This window comes from Delftia lacustris (assembly GCF_040267515.1).
Lineage (GTDB): Bacteria > Pseudomonadota > Gammaproteobacteria > Burkholderiales > Burkholderiaceae_C > Comamonas > Comamonas tsuruhatensis.
In genome coordinates this window covers 4182820-4197456 of record NZ_CP141274.1, presented here as the reverse complement: position 1 = coordinate 4197456, position 14637 = coordinate 4182820, and the positions used below count along the sequence as shown (strand labels likewise).

At 66.1% G+C, this 14637-nt stretch carries 15 protein-coding genes and 1 pseudogene; 4 read left to right on the top strand and 12 right to left on the bottom strand.

The window, feature by feature from the left end; translation table 11 throughout:
- Positions 1–33: 33 nt before the first annotated feature.
- Both U6958_RS20540 and U6958_RS20535 read left to right on the top strand, forming a co-directional pair.
- Positions 34–519 (top strand): winged helix-turn-helix transcriptional regulator, encoded by a 486-nt coding sequence (locus tag U6958_RS20540; RefSeq protein WP_017407393.1) that lies wholly within the window; start codon positions 34–36, stop codon positions 517–519.
- Between the two features lie 791 nt (positions 520–1310).
- A complete protein-coding gene (locus tag U6958_RS20535; protein WP_350337281.1) occupies positions 1311–2081 on the top strand; it encodes a DUF11 domain-containing protein in 771 nt (256 codons plus the stop codon).
- 25 nt (positions 2082–2106) lie between these two features.
- Here the strand turns inward: U6958_RS20535 and U6958_RS20530 are convergent, their stop codons facing one another.
- The 8 genes from U6958_RS20530 to U6958_RS20495 form a co-directional block, all read right to left on the bottom strand.
- On the bottom strand, positions 2107–2697 hold the full coding sequence (locus U6958_RS20530) for an HD family hydrolase (protein ID WP_016448132.1): 591 nt from the start codon (positions 2695–2697) through the stop codon (positions 2107–2109).
- Between the two features lie 46 nt (positions 2698–2743).
- Positions 2744–3604 carry a phosphodiesterase gene (locus U6958_RS20525; protein WP_047328104.1) on the bottom strand — a complete coding sequence of 287 codons (861 nt, stop codon included), beginning with the start codon at positions 3602–3604 and terminating at the stop codon, positions 2744–2746.
- Entirely contained in the window at positions 3591–4652 is a 1062-nt protein-coding gene (locus U6958_RS20520; protein ID WP_016448130.1) for an ABC transporter ATP-binding protein, read from the bottom strand. The genes U6958_RS20525 and U6958_RS20520 overlap by 14 nt, the downstream gene beginning before the upstream one ends.
- On the bottom strand, positions 4642–5439 hold the full coding sequence (locus U6958_RS20515; RefSeq protein WP_026062847.1) for an ABC transporter permease: 798 nt from the start codon (positions 5437–5439) through the stop codon (positions 4642–4644). Before U6958_RS20515 ends, U6958_RS20520 begins: the two co-directional genes overlap by 11 nt.
- A 2-nt stretch (positions 5440–5441) precedes the next feature.
- Positions 5442–6299: an ABC transporter permease gene (locus tag U6958_RS20510; RefSeq protein WP_074923921.1), complete on the bottom strand. Its 858-nt coding sequence runs from the start codon at positions 6297–6299 to the stop codon at positions 5442–5444.
- The gene (locus U6958_RS20505; protein ID WP_017407209.1) at positions 6296–7321 is read right to left on the bottom strand and encodes an ABC transporter substrate-binding protein; all 1026 of its coding nucleotides are present in this window, start codon (positions 7319–7321) and stop codon (positions 6296–6298) included. The genes U6958_RS20510 and U6958_RS20505 overlap by 4 nt, the downstream gene beginning before the upstream one ends.
- A 79-nt stretch (positions 7322–7400) precedes the next feature.
- A complete protein-coding gene (locus U6958_RS20500; protein ID WP_074923926.1) occupies positions 7401–8390 on the bottom strand; it encodes a LacI family DNA-binding transcriptional regulator in 990 nt (329 codons plus the stop codon).
- A gap of 126 nt (positions 8391–8516) precedes the next feature.
- Positions 8517–9296, bottom strand: a complete 780-nt coding sequence (locus U6958_RS20495; protein WP_074923929.1) for a nucleotidyltransferase domain-containing protein — start codon at positions 9294–9296, stop codon at positions 8517–8519.
- Positions 9297–9465: 169 nt separating this feature from the next.
- Between U6958_RS20495 and U6958_RS20490 the strand changes: the two are divergent.
- Together U6958_RS20490 and infA are read left to right on the top strand one after the other, a co-directional pair.
- Positions 9466–10866 (top strand): annotated as a pseudogene (locus U6958_RS20490) (GntP family permease).
- A gap of 489 nt (positions 10867–11355) precedes the next feature.
- Positions 11356–11622, top strand: coding sequence for a translation initiation factor IF-1 (gene infA, locus U6958_RS20485; protein ID WP_016448120.1), 267 nt, complete (start codon positions 11356–11358; stop codon positions 11620–11622).
- 141 nt (positions 11623–11763) lie between these two features.
- Here infA and U6958_RS20480 read toward each other — a convergent pair whose 3' ends face one another.
- The 4 genes from U6958_RS20480 to U6958_RS20465 form a co-directional block, all read right to left on the bottom strand.
- On the bottom strand, positions 11764–12033 hold the full coding sequence (locus tag U6958_RS20480) for a pentapeptide MXKDX repeat protein (protein WP_074923931.1): 270 nt from the start codon (positions 12031–12033) through the stop codon (positions 11764–11766).
- 104 nt (positions 12034–12137) lie between these two features.
- Positions 12138–12929 carry a molybdopterin-dependent oxidoreductase gene (locus U6958_RS20475; RefSeq protein WP_074923934.1) on the bottom strand — a complete coding sequence of 264 codons (792 nt, stop codon included), beginning with the start codon at positions 12927–12929 and terminating at the stop codon, positions 12138–12140.
- Positions 12926–13579 (bottom strand): cytochrome b/b6 domain-containing protein, encoded by a 654-nt coding sequence (locus tag U6958_RS20470; protein ID WP_074923937.1) that lies wholly within the window; start codon positions 13577–13579, stop codon positions 12926–12928. Before U6958_RS20470 ends, U6958_RS20475 begins: the two co-directional genes overlap by 4 nt.
- Before the next feature lie 69 nt (positions 13580–13648).
- A complete protein-coding gene (locus tag U6958_RS20465) occupies positions 13649–14572 on the bottom strand; it encodes a LysR family transcriptional regulator (protein ID WP_074923939.1) in 924 nt (307 codons plus the stop codon).
- Positions 14573–14637 lie beyond the last annotated feature (65 nt).

Here is a 14637-nt window from a genome sequence, read left to right as displayed (position 1 = left end):
TCCAGTGATTGATCATCCTCGGGAAGCACCGCCATGGCCGCCAGAAGTGAAAACCGCGTACTCGACCGCACCGACCGCAAGATCCTCGACATCCTGCAGCGCGACGGCCGCATCTCCATGACCGAGCTGGCCGAGCAGGTCAGCCTCTCGGCCACGCCCTGCTCGGAGCGCGTGCGCCGCCTGGAGCGTGATGGCGTGATCACCGGCTACCACGCCCATCTGTCGCCCGAGGCGCTGGGCAAGACGCTGCTGGTGTTCGTGGAGATCAAGCTGTCGTCCAAATCGGGCGAGGTCTTCGACAAGGTGCGCCAGGAACTGCTGCACGTGCCCGACGTGCTGGAGTGCTTCCTGGTCTCGGGCAGCTTCGACTACCTGGTCAAGGCCCGCCTGGGCGGCATGCGCGAGTACCGCCGCCTGCTGGGCGACATCCTCAAGAAACTGCCCGTGCCGGCCGAGTCGCACAGCTATGTGGTGATGGAAGAGGTCAAGGAGACGCTGGCGCTGCCTTTGGATCGGTGAGGGAGCCGTCCTCGGCGTTCCAGGGTCGGATCTACCCCCATTCCTTATTGTTATTTACTGTTTGAAACGTTTGTCACAATAGATTTGATTCAAATGGGGTATTGTGCGATCCCATCCAAATGGATATTGGACGGCAGATCGGTTGTTATGGAGTTCCGCATTCATCGGCGCTCTCCGTTGAAAAGTAGGCAGGACGGCAACTTGGAGTTCCATTCCAATGGCGGTATTGCAAATATTTGTCATTAAAGGGTGAATTTTTGGGATTGGTGATTTTTAAAGTTCAATACCAGTGATACCTTGATAGTTCAAATCTATCTATCGCTGGGAGTTCTATGAAAAATCACGCCCTCATGGCTGCCTTGATGGCCGGTGCAGCAATCTCGGCCTGCCCACCCGCCAGCGCGCAAGTGACGCGTTACTTCGGGGAGATGAGAACCTCCTACTCGGATTTCCAGGATCGCACGGCTTGTCCCCTGGGGCCTCACGGCTCATGCCAGGATTATCCGAGGACCGCCCGCCTGGTCGGCTGGTTTGAAATGGCCGCACCCTTGCAGCCCGACCTGGACGAGAGCGAAATAAGGGCGCTGGTCACTTCCTATAGTTTCTCGGACGGATTGACCACCTACAGCAGTGCCGACCCGGATGTGCGCGCATTCATATTCAGGGTTTCCACGGACAGTGGGTCCAATATCGTGAGAAACAGAATCCACCTTCAACGCTGGCTGACGGGAAACAATCCGCACCGCTCCATCAATGGCGTTGGCCCGGGTGGATCTCCCAATGATGTGGATATGCTGAGCCGGTTTGAAATGGCCACGGAACAGGTGGCGGCCGTGAACAACGCGATGTGCGCTTCCCTGTTCTCGGAAACATCCCAGCAGGTCAGCCATTCGGGTGAGAGCGACACCTGTCTGGGGACCTATGAGATGCCCGACAACGGCGTGTCCGTTGCGTGGACCGGGGCGCCCGTGCAAAACCAGAACGTCATGTCCTGGCACAGGGAGGCCGTGCATCCTGCCCTGTCGTTGACCCACAGCATCTCGCCCGCAGGCCAGGTGCAGGCGGGGCAGGAGGTGCGCTACACCATCACCGTCAGGAATACGGGGACCGTGCCCGCCACCCAGGCGCAGATTGCCGACAGCCTGCCTGCCGGCCTGGAGCGCGCCACCTGGACCTGTACGCCCGGCGCCAGCACGCCATGTCCCGGGGCGTCAGGCTCCGGATCGCTGGCAGTCACGGTGCCCGTGTTCGCGGCAGGAGACTCGCTGGTGTTCACCGTGATGGCCAGCGTGTCCAACCCGGCGCCCGCAACCATTACCAATGTGGCCACCGTGGATGCCGGGGACCCGTCGGTGCAGTGCATGCAAGCAGGGCAGGTCGTGGGAACGGTGCCGTGCATGGCTTCCGCGTCCATCAATACGGTGGCGGCTTTCCCCGGCGGTGGCCAGGTGACCCCCGTGCCGACGCTGCAGCACACAGCCCTTGCGGTCCTGAGCCTGCTGGCCGCAGCCATCGGATGGATGGGGCTGGGGCGGCGCCAGCGGGTCGGCGCGGGCCGCTGACGCGGCCACAGGGGCGCTGGCGCAGCTAGGTCGCGCTGGCGTCCTGCGCGGCGGCGCCCATTTTCTGGCGCGTGTCCTCGTCGAGCAGGCTGCGCACCTGGGCGAACAGAGGATCGGCGCCCGTGTACTTCCTGCCGTAGCCCAGGTTGAAGCCGTAGTCGAAATCCTGCGGATTGATCCCCTGGTTGTGCTGCAGGATGGTCTCCAGCTTGTCCAGGGCCTTGACGGCACGGGCCTCGGGGGTGGCGGCGTCTTCGTACTCCTGCCACAGGGCCATGATGGCGTCGCGGTGCCCGGGCTGCAGCGAGCGGGTCAGGTGCAGCAGGTCGGCCTTTTCCTGCGCGCTCTTGTCGGGGTGCTGGTTCTTTTCCACGGCGGGGATGTCGCCGTGGATGGCCTCGCCCAGGTCGTGGATCACGCACAGCTTGAGCAGCTTGAGCATGTCCAGCTGTGCGAACTGGTCCTCGAAGGCGATGGCCATCAGGCACAGGCGCCAGCTGTGCTCGGCCGTGCTTTCGGTGCGGCCGGTGGAGGTGTGGGCGCTGCGCAGCACGCTCTTGAGCTTTTCCGCCTCGCGCAGGAAGTCCAGGCGGCCCTTGATGTTGTTGATATCCATGGCGGATATTCTCGTCGGCTTTCACCAGGGCCGCGCGCGTCCGGGCTCAGTCGATCAGCCGCCCCTGCGCATCCCAGAACGGGTGCGGGCCGTCAAACTGGCCGCTGGCTACGGCATGGCTGACCAGCCGGCCGCCGGGCGGCAGGGCGTGCAGCATGAAGCCGGGCGGCTCCAGCGTCCAGGCCGATGCGGCGTCGGGCGCCAGGTCCAGGCAGACCTGGTGGGCGGGCGCAGGCGAGGTCATGGCCACCGTGCCGCCAAAGGCGACCTGGATGCTGCGGTGCAGGTGGCCGCAGATGACGCGCTGCACGTTGGGGTGGCGGCGCACCAGGTCTTCCAGCGCCTGTGCACCTTGCAGCAGGCCGATCTTGTCCATGTGGCCTATCAGGGTCTCGAAGGGCGGGTGGTGCATGGCGATCACCACGGGGCGGCCTTCGCTGGCGGCCAGTTGCAGCTCCAGCCATTGCAGGCGCTCCTCGCACAGCGCGCCCTCGCTGTGGCCGGGCACCACGGTGTCCAGCGCGATCAGCCGTAGCGCGCCAATGTCCACGGCGTACTGGATGAAGCCTTCGCTGCGCAGCCAGGGATGCTCGGGAAAGGCGGTGCGCAGCGCGTCGCGGTCATCGTGGTTGCCGGGCAGCAGGTAGACGGGCAGGGTGCCCAGCGGTGCCAGCAGGCTGCGCAGGTGGGCGTATTCGGCAGGCCGGCCGAAGTCGGTCAGGTCGCCGGTGATCACCAGGGCGTGCGGCTGCTGGGGCAGGGCCAGCACGCTTTGCACCGTGCGCTCCAGGTATTGGGCGGTATCGATGCGGCGGTAGGTCAGGCGGCCGGGTTCGCGGATGTGCAGGTCGGTGAGCTGGGCCAGGAAGGTGGTCATGGAGGGGCGCAGGGTTTCAGGCGTGGGCATGGTTGGGCATCCATTGGTGGGGGGCGATGCGCAAGGCCACGCGGTCGCCCGATTGCGCGGCGTGGTCGCGGGCCACGTCGGCCATCAGCGGCGTGTGGCCCGCCAGTTCCAGCGTGAGCTGCAGGCGGTCGCCCAGAAAGACGCGGCGCGCCACCGATGCGGGCACGGCGCCCGGCGTGCCGGCGGCGCAGACCTCGATGTCCTCCGGGCGCAGCAGCAGCCGGGCCGCGCCCGTGCATTCGGCCGGGCAGGCCAGCTCCATGCCGGCCAGCGCCAGCCGGTTGCTGCGCGCATCGTCTTCGCTGCGCTCGACCTGGTTCACGCGCCCCAGGAAGGTGGCGACAAAGGGATGGGCCGGTCGGCGGTACAGGCTCTCACCGTCGCCCACCTGCAGAATGCGGCCTGCCTGCATGACGGCCATGCGGTCGGCAATGGCCATGGCCTCCTGCTGGTCGTGCGTGACGTGGACGGCGGTGATGCGCAGCTGGCGCAGCAGCTGTGCGAGTTCGTCACGCAGGGTTTCCTTGAGCTTGGCGTCCAGCGCGGTCAGCGGCTCGTCCAGCAGCAGCACGCGCGGGCGCGATGCCACGGCGCGGGCCAGGGCCACGCGCTGGCGCTGGCCGCCGGACAGTTCGGCCGGGCGCTTGTGCTCCAGGCCGTTCAGGCGCACCAAGTCCACCAGTTCGCCCACCACGCGGCGCTGCTCCTGCTCGGACACGCCGCGTATGCGCAGGCCGTAGGCTATGTTGGCCTGCACGCTCATCTGCGGGAACAGCGCGTAGTGCTGGAACACCATGCCCACCTGGCGCTTTTCTATGGGCACGCGGGTGACGTCGGTGTCGCCGAAGGCGATGCGGCTGCCCGCATCCGGCGTCTCCAGCCCCGCGATGATGCGCAGCAGCGTGGTCTTGCCGCAGCCCGAGGGTCCCAGCAGGGCCAGCACCTCGCCGGGCTCCACGCGCAGGTCGGTGGCCTGCAGGCCGCGGGTGCCGTCGGCATAGGTCTTGGCGCACTGCCGGATGTCGATGGCGACGCTATTACTTTCCATAATGCTTCTCGATGAAATGCCCCAGCGCCTGCAGCAGCCACATCACGGGCAGGATGACGATGAGGAAGATGAGGGTGTAGGCCGAGCCCACCTCGATGCGCATGGACGCATAGCTGTCGGCCAGGCCCACGGGCAGGGTGCGCGTCAGCGGCGTGTGCAGCATCCAGGTCAGGTTGAACTCGCCCATGGACAGGGTGAACACCATCAGGCAGGCGGCCACGATGGCGGGCAGCACGGCAGGCACCAGCACGCCCAGGAAGCGCTGCGCGAACGAGGCGCCCAGGCTGCGCGCAGCCTCCTCCAGCGCCACCAGCTCCTGGCGGCGCAGTGCCGAGCCCACCATGCGCACCATGAAGGGCAGGGTGAACACCACATGGCCCACCAGGATGAAGGCAAAGCTCTGGCGGAAGGCGGCCACGCTGCCATAGGCCAGCAGCAGGGCCAGGGCGCTGGCCAGGCCCGGAATGGCCACGGGCAGGGTCAGCAGCTCCTCGAAATGCCGGGCCCAGGGCGAGCGGCTGCGCGCCAGCGCATAGGCGCAGGGCACGCCCAGCACCAAGGTCATGGCCACGCAGGCGCAGGCCAGCAGCAGCGACATCAGCACGGTATTGCCGTAGCCGGCCCAGACCTCGGCCAGCCAGCGCGTGGTCAATCCGCTGGACAGGCCCTGGCCGTAGTTCTGCACCAGCCCGGCCAGCACCGACAGCAGCATGGGCGCCAGCATGAACAGGGTGACGGTGGCGGTCACCAGCCACATCAGCGGTGGCATTTTTTGTGTGGTCCGCATGGTCAGACTCCTGTGGCGGCGGGACCCGCCCAGCGCCGCGACAGCCACAGCACCAGCCAGGTGATCAGCCCCAGGCTGATCGACAGGCTGGCGGCCAGGGCGAAGTTGGCGTAGTTGGTGAACTCGTTGTAGATGGTGATGGGCAGCACCTCGAACTTGCTCGACAGGGTGAAGGCCGTGCCGAAGGCGCCGACCGACGTGGCGAACACGATGGCGCCGCAGGCCAGCGTGGTGGGCAGCAGCTGCGGCCACCACACATCACGCGCCACGCTCCAGCCGTTGCCGCCCAGCGAGCGCGCGGCCTCCTCCAGGTGCGGGTCCAGCGCCTCGGCCGCTGCCGTGTAGGAGGCAATGGCGCGCGGCAGCGAGAAGTACAGGTAGCCCAGGAACAGGCCCAGCAGCCCGTAGGCGAAGGTGATCCGCTCACCGCCCAGGGCCACCGACAGGTCGGCCAGTGCGCCCTGGCGCCCGCCCAGCAGGATGATGAAAAAGCCGATGATCACGCCCGGAAACGACAGCGGCAGCGTCAGCAGCGACAGCAGCAGGCCGCGCCCCGTGAAGCGGTGGCGCGCCAGCGCAATGCCCATCACCGCGCCGATCAGCAGCGTGGCCACGGTCACGGCCAGCGACAGGGCCAGCGTCTGCAGCAGGCTTTGCAGGTACAGCGCGTCGGTCAGGGTGGCGAAATAGGTGCGCCAGCCTTCACGCGCCGGCAGCGCCAGCAGCAGGCCGGCCGGCAGCAGCCAGAACGCCGCGAAGAAGGCCACGGCCGGCGCGCTGCAGGCCAGCAGCAGCGCGCGGGCGCGCCAGTCGCCTGGCGCTTGGGAGGGAATGCCCACGATGCAGTCCGCCCGGCTCAACGCACTTCACGCAGGTAGCGCGTGGAGAAGCCCTTTTGCACGTCGGCCATCTTCTGGTAGTCCACCGAGGTGGCGCGTGCGTACTCGCTGGCGGGCAGGAAATGGCCGGCCACCTCCTTGGGCAGGGCCACGTCGCGCACGGGGCGCAGGTAGGCGTTGGCCCAGATGGACTGGCCCTTGTCGGACAGCACATAGTCCAGCACCTTCTTGCCGTTGTCCGTGTGCGGCGCCTTGTTCACCAGGCTCATCACATAGGGCATGACCACGGTGCCTTCCTTGGGGATCACGAAGTCCACGTCGGCCTTGTCCTTGTAGCGGGCGCGGTAGGCGTTGAAGTCGTAGTCCAGCAGGATGCCGATCTCGCCCGACAGCAGGCGTGCATACGAGGTCTGCTTGGGCACGATGGGCTCGTTCTTCTGCAGCTTTTTGAAGTAGTCGATGGCGGGCTGGAAGTTGTCCAGCGTGCCGCCCATGGCCTGGTTCACGGCCACGGCGCCCACATAGCCCACGAAGGCCGATGCCGGGTCCAGGTAGCCGACCAGGCCCTTGTATTCGGGCTTGAGCAGGTCTGCCCAGGACTGCGGCACGGGCTTGCCGCCCAGCGCCGCCTTGTTGACCATGAAGCCCAGCGTGCCCGAATGGATGGTCACCCACTCGCCCTTGGGGTCCTTGAGGCCGGCGGGAACCTGGTCCCAGTGGGCGGGCTTGTAGGCGGCGACCACGCCGTCTTTCTGCGCCTGGATGGCGAAGGTCACGCCCAGGTAGGTCACGTCGGCCACGGGGCTGGCCTTCTCGGCCACCAGCTGGGCCAGCGACTGGCCGGAGTTCTTGTTGTCCGGCGGCACGGTGATGCCGGTATCGGCCTTGATGGCCTTGATCTGCGTGCCCCAGTCGGCCCATTCGGGCGGGCAGTTGTAGCAGATGGCGCTCTGGGCCAGGGCCGTGCCGCAGACGGCGGTGGTGGCGGCCAGCAGGGCAAGGCGCTTGAAGGAGAGCTTGAAGGGGAGGGCAGTCAGTTTCATGGTGCGTACTCGAAGAGGTGGGGGAGCGTGGGGAAGGGAAGGGCGCGGCCTTGGCTTGCGCGGGCCGCTGTTGTTGGTTTCAGAGCCGGCAGGACTCGCCGCTGCGCCAGCCATGCGGCAGGCACAGGCTGTCCTGCGCGGCCAGGGTTTTCTTGCCTGCCAGCGCATCGCACAGCAGGCGCACGCAGGCCGAGCCGATCTCGTGGTTGGGCTGGGAAATCGAGGCCAGCGAAGGCGTGAGATCGCCGGCCATGGCAATCCCGTCAAAGCCGACCACGCTCAGGTCCGCAGGCACGGAGAACCCGGCCAGCGATGCCGCGCGGATGGTGCGTATCGCCAGCAGATCGTTGCTGCAGACAATGGCCGTGGGCGGCGCCTGCTCGCTCAGGTGCTGCTGCAGCATCTGCACGGCGGTGGCGGCAAAGGGCACCTCCCAGACCGGCAGCGGCGACAGGCCTGCGGCCTGCATGCCCAGCGCATAGCCACGGCAGCGCTGCTGGGCGCGGTCGGACGCCTGCAACTGGCCCGTGACCATGCCGATGCGGCTGTGGCCTGCCGCAGCCAGGCGCAGCACCAGCTCCCTGACGGCGCCCGTGTTGTCCACGCCCACGCAGGCATGCTCATGGGTGTGGTGATAGGCCAGCACATAGGGCTTGCCGGCCTGGCGCACACGCGCCAGCGCCCCCGAATCGCCAGGGTTGGAGACCACCAGCACCAGCGCATCCACCCCGCTGGCCAGCAGCCGCGTGGTGGCCGCGTCTTCACCGGCGTGGTCGTATTCGGTGGTGCAAGGCGAAATCGCATAGCCGCGCAGCGCCGCCTGTGAGGCAATGCCCTGCAGGCACTCGGCAAACACCGGATTGGTGAGCGTGGGCAGCACCACGCCCAGCACCTTGCTGCTGCGCGTGCGCAGCGTGCGGGCGCTGGCATTGGCCACATAGCCCACTTCCTGCGCCACACGCAGCACCGTGCTGCGCGTTTGCGCATTGACCACCTCCGGCGAATTGAAAACCCGCGAAACAGTGGCGACGGACAGGCCCGCGCGGCGTGCAACCTCGGTGATGCTCATGGATGTAAACGATTTCTTGAAAACGTTTACATTGCACCCGCTGCGCGTGACGGTGCGGTGACGGAGATTTGAAGCTTTTGTGGCAGCCAAGCGTTTGGCGGCTTGGGCCCTGGCGTTGCCCGGTACCTAGACTGCCGTAGATGCAGCCCGCTGGCGCCGAATCCAGCTGATGAAGGCCGAAAGCTCTGCGTTGAAACGAGCTCTGGGTGCCTCGGGCGTCCTTGCCTGCGCCAGAAAGAAAGCCATGGACTGCGCCATTTCCGGATGGAGCTGCGCAAAGCAATCGGCGAACTCCTCCAGCGTGCGCGGCCAGAAGCCCCCTGAGCAGGGGCGCAGCACATTGGTGGCCCGGATCAGCTTGCGTGCGGCTTCGCGTTGCAGGCGCAGGGCCTCCATGTCGTCCCGGGTTGCAGCAATGCGCTGCAGGTAGTCGTTCAGCACCTGCACGTAGTCACCATTGACGGCCTGTGCAATCGCCCTGGACGGCTCGAACGCCTCAAACTGCTGCGCCAGGTCTTCTCCATGTATGCAGCGGCACTCATGCTTGAGCCAGTAGCCCCAGCTGTAGAGATGGGCCGGGTCCAGCACCTCTTGCCGAGTGCCCAGGTCGAAATCGATCTTCACGACTTCTGTGTGACGTAGTTGCAGGTCCTGGCGCGATTGTTCCAACCGGGCCCTCTCCTGCCTGGAGAGGGGGCGGGCCAGCACGATCGTCAGATCCAGGTCCGAGAAGCCCGCCCTCGCGCAGCCGCGCGCCACGCTGCCATACAGGTAGAGGCTGTCCAGCGCCTCGCCGAGGGCGCTGGCGATGGCTGCGCGCGCATCTGCCACCAAATCCACAAATTCCGGCTGGATGGGGGCTCTGACAAAGACTTCGAGAGTGCCAGCGGAGCCGAGGTTGTTCATTGGTCTTGCAGTAGTGGAACGGGAGGCACGGCTCTGAGCCAGTCTCCTGCGAACAAGCCTGGAGCCTACAGGTCCCCTTCAGGGTCAGGCATAGGATTTGCAGCGATTGGAAACCGCATGCATCCCAGCGTGCGGGCGTCCATCATAAAAACACAACTCCAAGCCTCCTATGTCTTCATTCGATACCCAACTGCTGCTCATCGCGCTGGCCAGCGTGCTGGCCAGCGTGCTGGTCCTGGTCGCGCTGATCGTCTCGCGCATCCGTCTTCATCCCCTGCTGGCGCTGCTGGTGGTTTCCATCGGCGTGGGCTTTGCCACGGGCATGGCGCCGGGCGAGATCGTCAAGAACCTCACCAACGGGGCGGGCAAGACGCTGGGCGCGGTGGGGGTGGTGATTGCCCTGGGCGCGATGCTGGGCAAGATCCTGGCGGACTCCGGCACCACCGAGCGGCTGGCCGGTGCCATCCTGTAGCGCACGTCCGAGCGCATGATTCCCTGGGCCATGACCCTGGTGGCCTTCGTGATCGGCATTCCCATGTTCTTCGAGGTGGGGCTGGTGGTCATGCTGCCGCTGATCTTCAGCGTGGCGCGCAAGCTGGAAAGCAATGAGCGCTTCAAGGGATCGGCCTATGTCTATGTGGGCGTGCCCGTGATCGCCGCGCTGGCCGCCATGCACGGCATGGTGCCGCCGCACCCCGGCCCGCTCACCGCCATTGCCACGCTGCACACCACGGTCGGCCCGACCATGCTGTACGGCTTTCTGGCCGTGATCCCCGCCATGGTGCTGGGCGGCCCGCTGTACGGCGCCTTCATCACGCCGCGCATGAGTACGCGCCCCGATGCAGCCCTGCTGGAGCAGTTCACATCAGGCAAGAAGGAAGGCGGGGAGGGCAGTGCGCCCAGCATCGGCATGGGCGTGCTGTGCGCCTTGCTGCCCGCGCTGCTGATGCTGGTGCATGCGCTGGCCGAGGTGCTGTTGTCCAAGGATTCGGGCCTGCTGCATGCGGCGGCCTTCCTGGGCAATCCGCTGGTGGCAATGCTGCTGGGCGTGGTGTTTGCCTCCATCACCCTGGGCTATCTGCGCGGCGCCGATGCAGAGAAGCTGCGCGACGCGCTGGGCCAGAGCCTCAAGCCCATCGCCGGCATCATGCTCATCATTGCGGGCGGCGGTGCGTTCCAGCAGATCCTGACCAGCGCCAAGGTGGGCGATGCCATCGTCCACATGACCCAGCAGTTCGCCCTGCCTCCGCTGGTGCTGGGCTGGATGATCGCCATGCTGCTGTCGGTGTCCACCGGCTCGGCCACCGTGGGCATCGTGGGCGCGGCTGGCCTGCTGGCGCCGCTGGCGGCCTCCGATCCTTCGCTGAACGTGCCGCTGCTGGCGCTGGCCATCGGCTGCGGCTCGCTGTTCTTCAACTATGCCAACCACGCGGGCTTCTGGATGGTGAAGGAGTCCTTCGGCATGAGCATGGGCGAGGCCACCAAGACCATTACCGTGGTGCAGTCCATCGTGTCCTTTGTGGGCCTGCTGATGGTGCTGCTGTTCAACCTGCTGCCCAAGCTGGGATAGGTGAAAGGCATGAGGCAGGCCGACGGCGGCCGCTTCGATGCCGCGGCAACCACCAAGAGAGGGCACTTCTTCCGGTTCGACTGCGAATTGCCCCAGTCGCGGCAGGGAAAATGCCGCCCCTTACAGGTGCGGTACCCGGCGCCGCTTCAACGCGGGTCCGGCAATTGACCTATACTGCTGGAGGTGCTGTCCTTGTTGTTCGCCTCCTCAGTGCCCGTCTGACATTCTTGCAGTCCCCGGACTGCCGTTGGCCGCCCACTGTGACGAAGTCCGCAACTGTCACTCCCATCGGCGAGCACCACGCGGGTCCAACACCCTTCCCCGGGCCCGCACTCTCCCTGCCACCTGCAGGGGCCTCTTTCCCTTTTTTCCGATGATCCGCTGCCTGTGTGCGGCGGTCATCCTGCGCTGGCCCAAGGCCGCAGCATGGTGCTGCACCGGCAACTTGCGGCGACGCACCCCTTTCAACATGTACTCACAGGAGTCCCATTGGCTAAAGAAGAACTGATCGAAATGCAAGGCCGGGTAGACGAAGTGCTGCCTGATTCCCGCTTCCGCGTAACGCTGGAAAACGGCCACCAGCTCATCGCCTATACCGGCGGAAAAATGCGCAAGCACCGCATCCGCGTGCTGGCCGGCGACAAGGTCACGCTCGAGATGTCGCCCTATGACCTGAACAAGGGCCGTCTCACGTTCCGTCATATTGAGCAACGCTCCGGCGGCGCCCCGGGCCAGCGCCCACCGCAGCGCCGCTGAGGTCTGCCAGCCCGCTCTTGCCTCGGAGCGGGCATGGGGGGTGCACAGAAAGGACCCGGCTTTGCGCCTGGTCCCATGGCCGGCAGCCCCGCCAGCCCGGCCGCCCGGGCGGCATCGGCCGGGACAGGCGAGTTCCCCGGCTTACTTGGACATTCCGTCCTTGCCCATGGAGTCCTTCTTCATTGCGTCCTTGGACATGCCATCCTTGTGCATGCCGTCCTTGTGCATGGAGTCCTTCTTCATTCCATCCTTGGACATGGAGTCCTTCTTCATCCCATCCTTGGACATGGAATCCTTGGTCATTGCGCCCTTGGACATGCCGTCCTTGGACATCTCATCCGCAGCGAATGCCGAGGTGGCGCCGGCCAGGGCGAGGCAGGCGGCGAGCACGGTGGTGGTGAACTTGGTCATTTGAGTCTTCCTTTGGATTAGCGGTTTGCAGGTTGCACAATCGGCCGGCCTTGCATGGCCCGGCCTCGCACCTTCGTTGGCGGCACAGCGGCTTGTGAGGCCGCTCAGCTGCCTCCGAACCAGTTGTAGCCCTGGTCTTCCCAGTAGCCGCCGGAGTAGGTGTTGGTGACGAACATGGCCTGGACGTGCTTCGGGTTCTTGTAGCCCAGCTTGGTGGGCATGCGAAGCTTCATCGGAAAGCCATATTTGGGCGGCAGGGGCTGCCCGTCGTAAGTCAATGCCATCAGCGTCTGCGGATGCAGGGCCGTGGCCATGTCGATACTGGTGAAGTAGTCGTCCACGCACTTGAAGCCGACGTACTTGGCGCTGGTGTCGGCGCCTATATGGCGCAGGAAATCGGCGAAACGCACGCCGCCCCAGCGGCCTATGGCGCTCCAGCCCTCCACGCAGATATGGCGCGTGATCTGTTCTTCCTGCGGCATGGCGCGCAGCTCGGCCAGGCTCCAGGCATGGCGGTCGGCGACCATGCCGGTCACCTCCAGGCGCCAGCTGGCCCCGTCCACCTCGCGCACCTCGTCCTCGCCGTAGTAGGCATTGAAGGGGAAGGGGCGCGTGATCTCGGCTGCTGAATAGGTGGGCGCCAGCCGCGTGGGGCTGAACAGCAGGCCCTGCACGCGGTCGTTGAAGCGCGATACCTGATTGAGCGCGGCCTCGACGTGGCTGTCATCGCTGATGCTGCAGCCCGTGAGCAGGGACAGGCCGCCCAGCGTGAGCGATCGCTGCAAGAAGGCGCGGCGTGCGGGCTGGTCCAGCTTGCGGGCGATCAGCGAGCGTGCCTCGCGCACCACGGCCTCGCCATCGACGCCGGGCAGGGAAGGGGCTTTGAAGATTTTCATGGTTTCTTGGGCGCACGGCCGTGGATCATGGTCAGGAAGGTCCGGGGCACCAGGGCGACCATTGCCAGGTGCACCACCACAAAGGCGACCAGCGCAGCCATGCCGAAGAAGTGCACGCGCCTTGCGGATTCATAGCCGCCCAGCAACTCGCGCAGCAGCGGAAACTGCACCGACTTCCACAGCACCAGGCCCGACAGCACGATCACCACCAGGTCCAGCACCACGAACAGGTAGGCCAGCTTTTGCACATGGTTGTAGCGGGCCGGGTCGGCGTGCGAGAGCCGGCCCTTGAGGGCGGCCAACAGGTCCTGGCGCACGCCCTGCACCGTGATGGGAAAGAACTTGCGCAGCCACCGGCCGCTGGCGATGTTGAGCAGCAGGTACAGCAGCCCGTTGAACACCAGCAGCCACATGGCCGCGAAATGCCATTGCAGCGCCCCGCCCAGCCAGCCGCCCAGCGTGATCGAGCCCGGAAAGCTGAAATCAAAGAACGGCGCCGCGTTGTAGATGCGCCAGCCGCTGGTCACCAGGATGACCACGGCCAGCGCATTGAGCCAATGCGTGAGGCGCAGCCACAGCGGGTGGATGCGCTGGCCATCCTTGGGCTGTGCCGGTTGGGGGGTGATGAGGGCGGTGTTCATGGGTCCCATTGTTGGAGGGACCCTGTAGCGGATGTATCACGCAAACTTCAATTAATCGTGATAATTCCCAAGGCCGGCTCAGCCCGCCTGGGCGCACCCGGCCAGATAGTCCACCAGCGTGCGCGCCGCAGGCGATAGCCGGCTGCCGTCCCTGAAGCAGATCGCGAACTGCCGCCGCGCCCAGGCATCGGTGAGCGGCACCATGTTCACGCCTTGCACACCTTGTCCGCCATGACCGGAGCCCGCCATGCCCAGTATCTCCCTGGGCATGATGGCCACGCCCAGGCCGGCGCGCACGCAGCGGATCGTGGCGTCGAAGGAGCTGACCACGGCGCGGTAATTGATGGGCCGGCCGATGATGGCCGCCGCCCGCGCCAGCATGGTGTAGACGGCCGTGGAGGCAGGCAGGCCCACATGCTCGCAATCCAGCGTTTCGCTGAAGCTGCAGCTGTCGCGCAAGGCCAGCGGGTGGCCGGCCGGCACGGCCACGGCCAGGGTGTCGCAGCGGTAGGGCAGGGTCTGCAGGCCCTCCAGATCGGCCGCGTTCCAGCACACGCCCACCAGGGCCAGGCCTTCGCGGATGGATCGGATGATTTCGCTGCTGGTCAGCTCCTCGATGTCCACGCGGATCTGCGCGTGCTCGGGCTTTTGCAGAAAGGCCGCAATGTCATCGGGCAGGGACTCGGCAATCGACGACACCGAGGCCAGTATCCGCACCTGTCCCTTCACGCCGTGCTGGTAGGCCGCCATGTCGCGGGCCGCGCGGTCGGCGCTGGCCAGCATGGCGCGTGCATGCTCCAGCAGCATCAGCCCGGCTGCCGTGGGCACCACGCCCCGGCGGTGGCGCTCCAGCAGCGGGGCCTGCACCTGCTCTTCCAGCAGCGCCATGCGCTTGCTGATGGCCGATGAGCCGATGTGCTGCTGCTCGCCCGCGCGGGCGATGTTGCCCAGGTCGCAGGCCGCGACAAAGAGCCGCAGGGTGGTCAGGTCCAGGTCTTTCATGGCGTTTATGGATTTCCATTCGGGAAACTCTGAGGCGAAAAATTATCGCTTCTGCACGCTGGTTG

Coding starts and splice junctions, on each gene's coding strand:
- U6958_RS20540 (WP_017407393.1), top strand. CDS start 34: ATGGCCGCCAGAAGTGAAAACCGCGTACTCGACCGCACCGACCGCAAG.
- U6958_RS20535 (WP_350337281.1), top strand. CDS start 1,311: ATGCTGAGCCGGTTTGAAATGGCCACGGAACAGGTGGCGGCCGTGAAC.
- U6958_RS20530 (WP_016448132.1), bottom strand. CDS start 2,697: ATGGATATCAACAACATCAAGGGCCGCCTGGACTTCCTGCGCGAGGCG.
- U6958_RS20525 (WP_047328104.1), bottom strand. CDS start 3,604: ATGCCCACGCCTGAAACCCTGCGCCCCTCCATGACCACCTTCCTGGCC.
- U6958_RS20520 (WP_016448130.1), bottom strand. CDS start 4,652: ATGGAAAGTAATAGCGTCGCCATCGACATCCGGCAGTGCGCCAAGACC.
- U6958_RS20515 (WP_026062847.1), bottom strand. CDS start 5,439: ATGCGGACCACACAAAAAATGCCACCGCTGATGTGGCTGGTGACCGCC.
- U6958_RS20505 (WP_017407209.1), bottom strand. CDS start 7,321: ATGAAACTGACTGCCCTCCCCTTCAAGCTCTCCTTCAAGCGCCTTGCC.
- U6958_RS20500 (WP_074923926.1), bottom strand. CDS start 8,390: ATGAGCATCACCGAGGTTGCACGCCGCGCGGGCCTGTCCGTCGCCACT.
- U6958_RS20495 (WP_074923929.1), bottom strand. CDS start 9,296: ATGAACAACCTCGGCTCCGCTGGCACTCTCGAAGTCTTTGTCAGAGCC.
- U6958_RS20480 (WP_074923931.1), bottom strand. CDS start 12,033: ATGACCAAGTTCACCACCACCGTGCTCGCCGCCTGCCTCGCCCTGGCC.
- U6958_RS20475 (WP_074923934.1), bottom strand. CDS start 12,929: ATGAAAATCTTCAAAGCCCCTTCCCTGCCCGGCGTCGATGGCGAGGCC.
- U6958_RS20470 (WP_074923937.1), bottom strand. CDS start 13,579: ATGGGACCCATGAACACCGCCCTCATCACCCCCCAACCGGCACAGCCC.
- U6958_RS20465 (WP_074923939.1), bottom strand. CDS start 14,572: ATGAAAGACCTGGACCTGACCACCCTGCGGCTCTTTGTCGCGGCCTGC.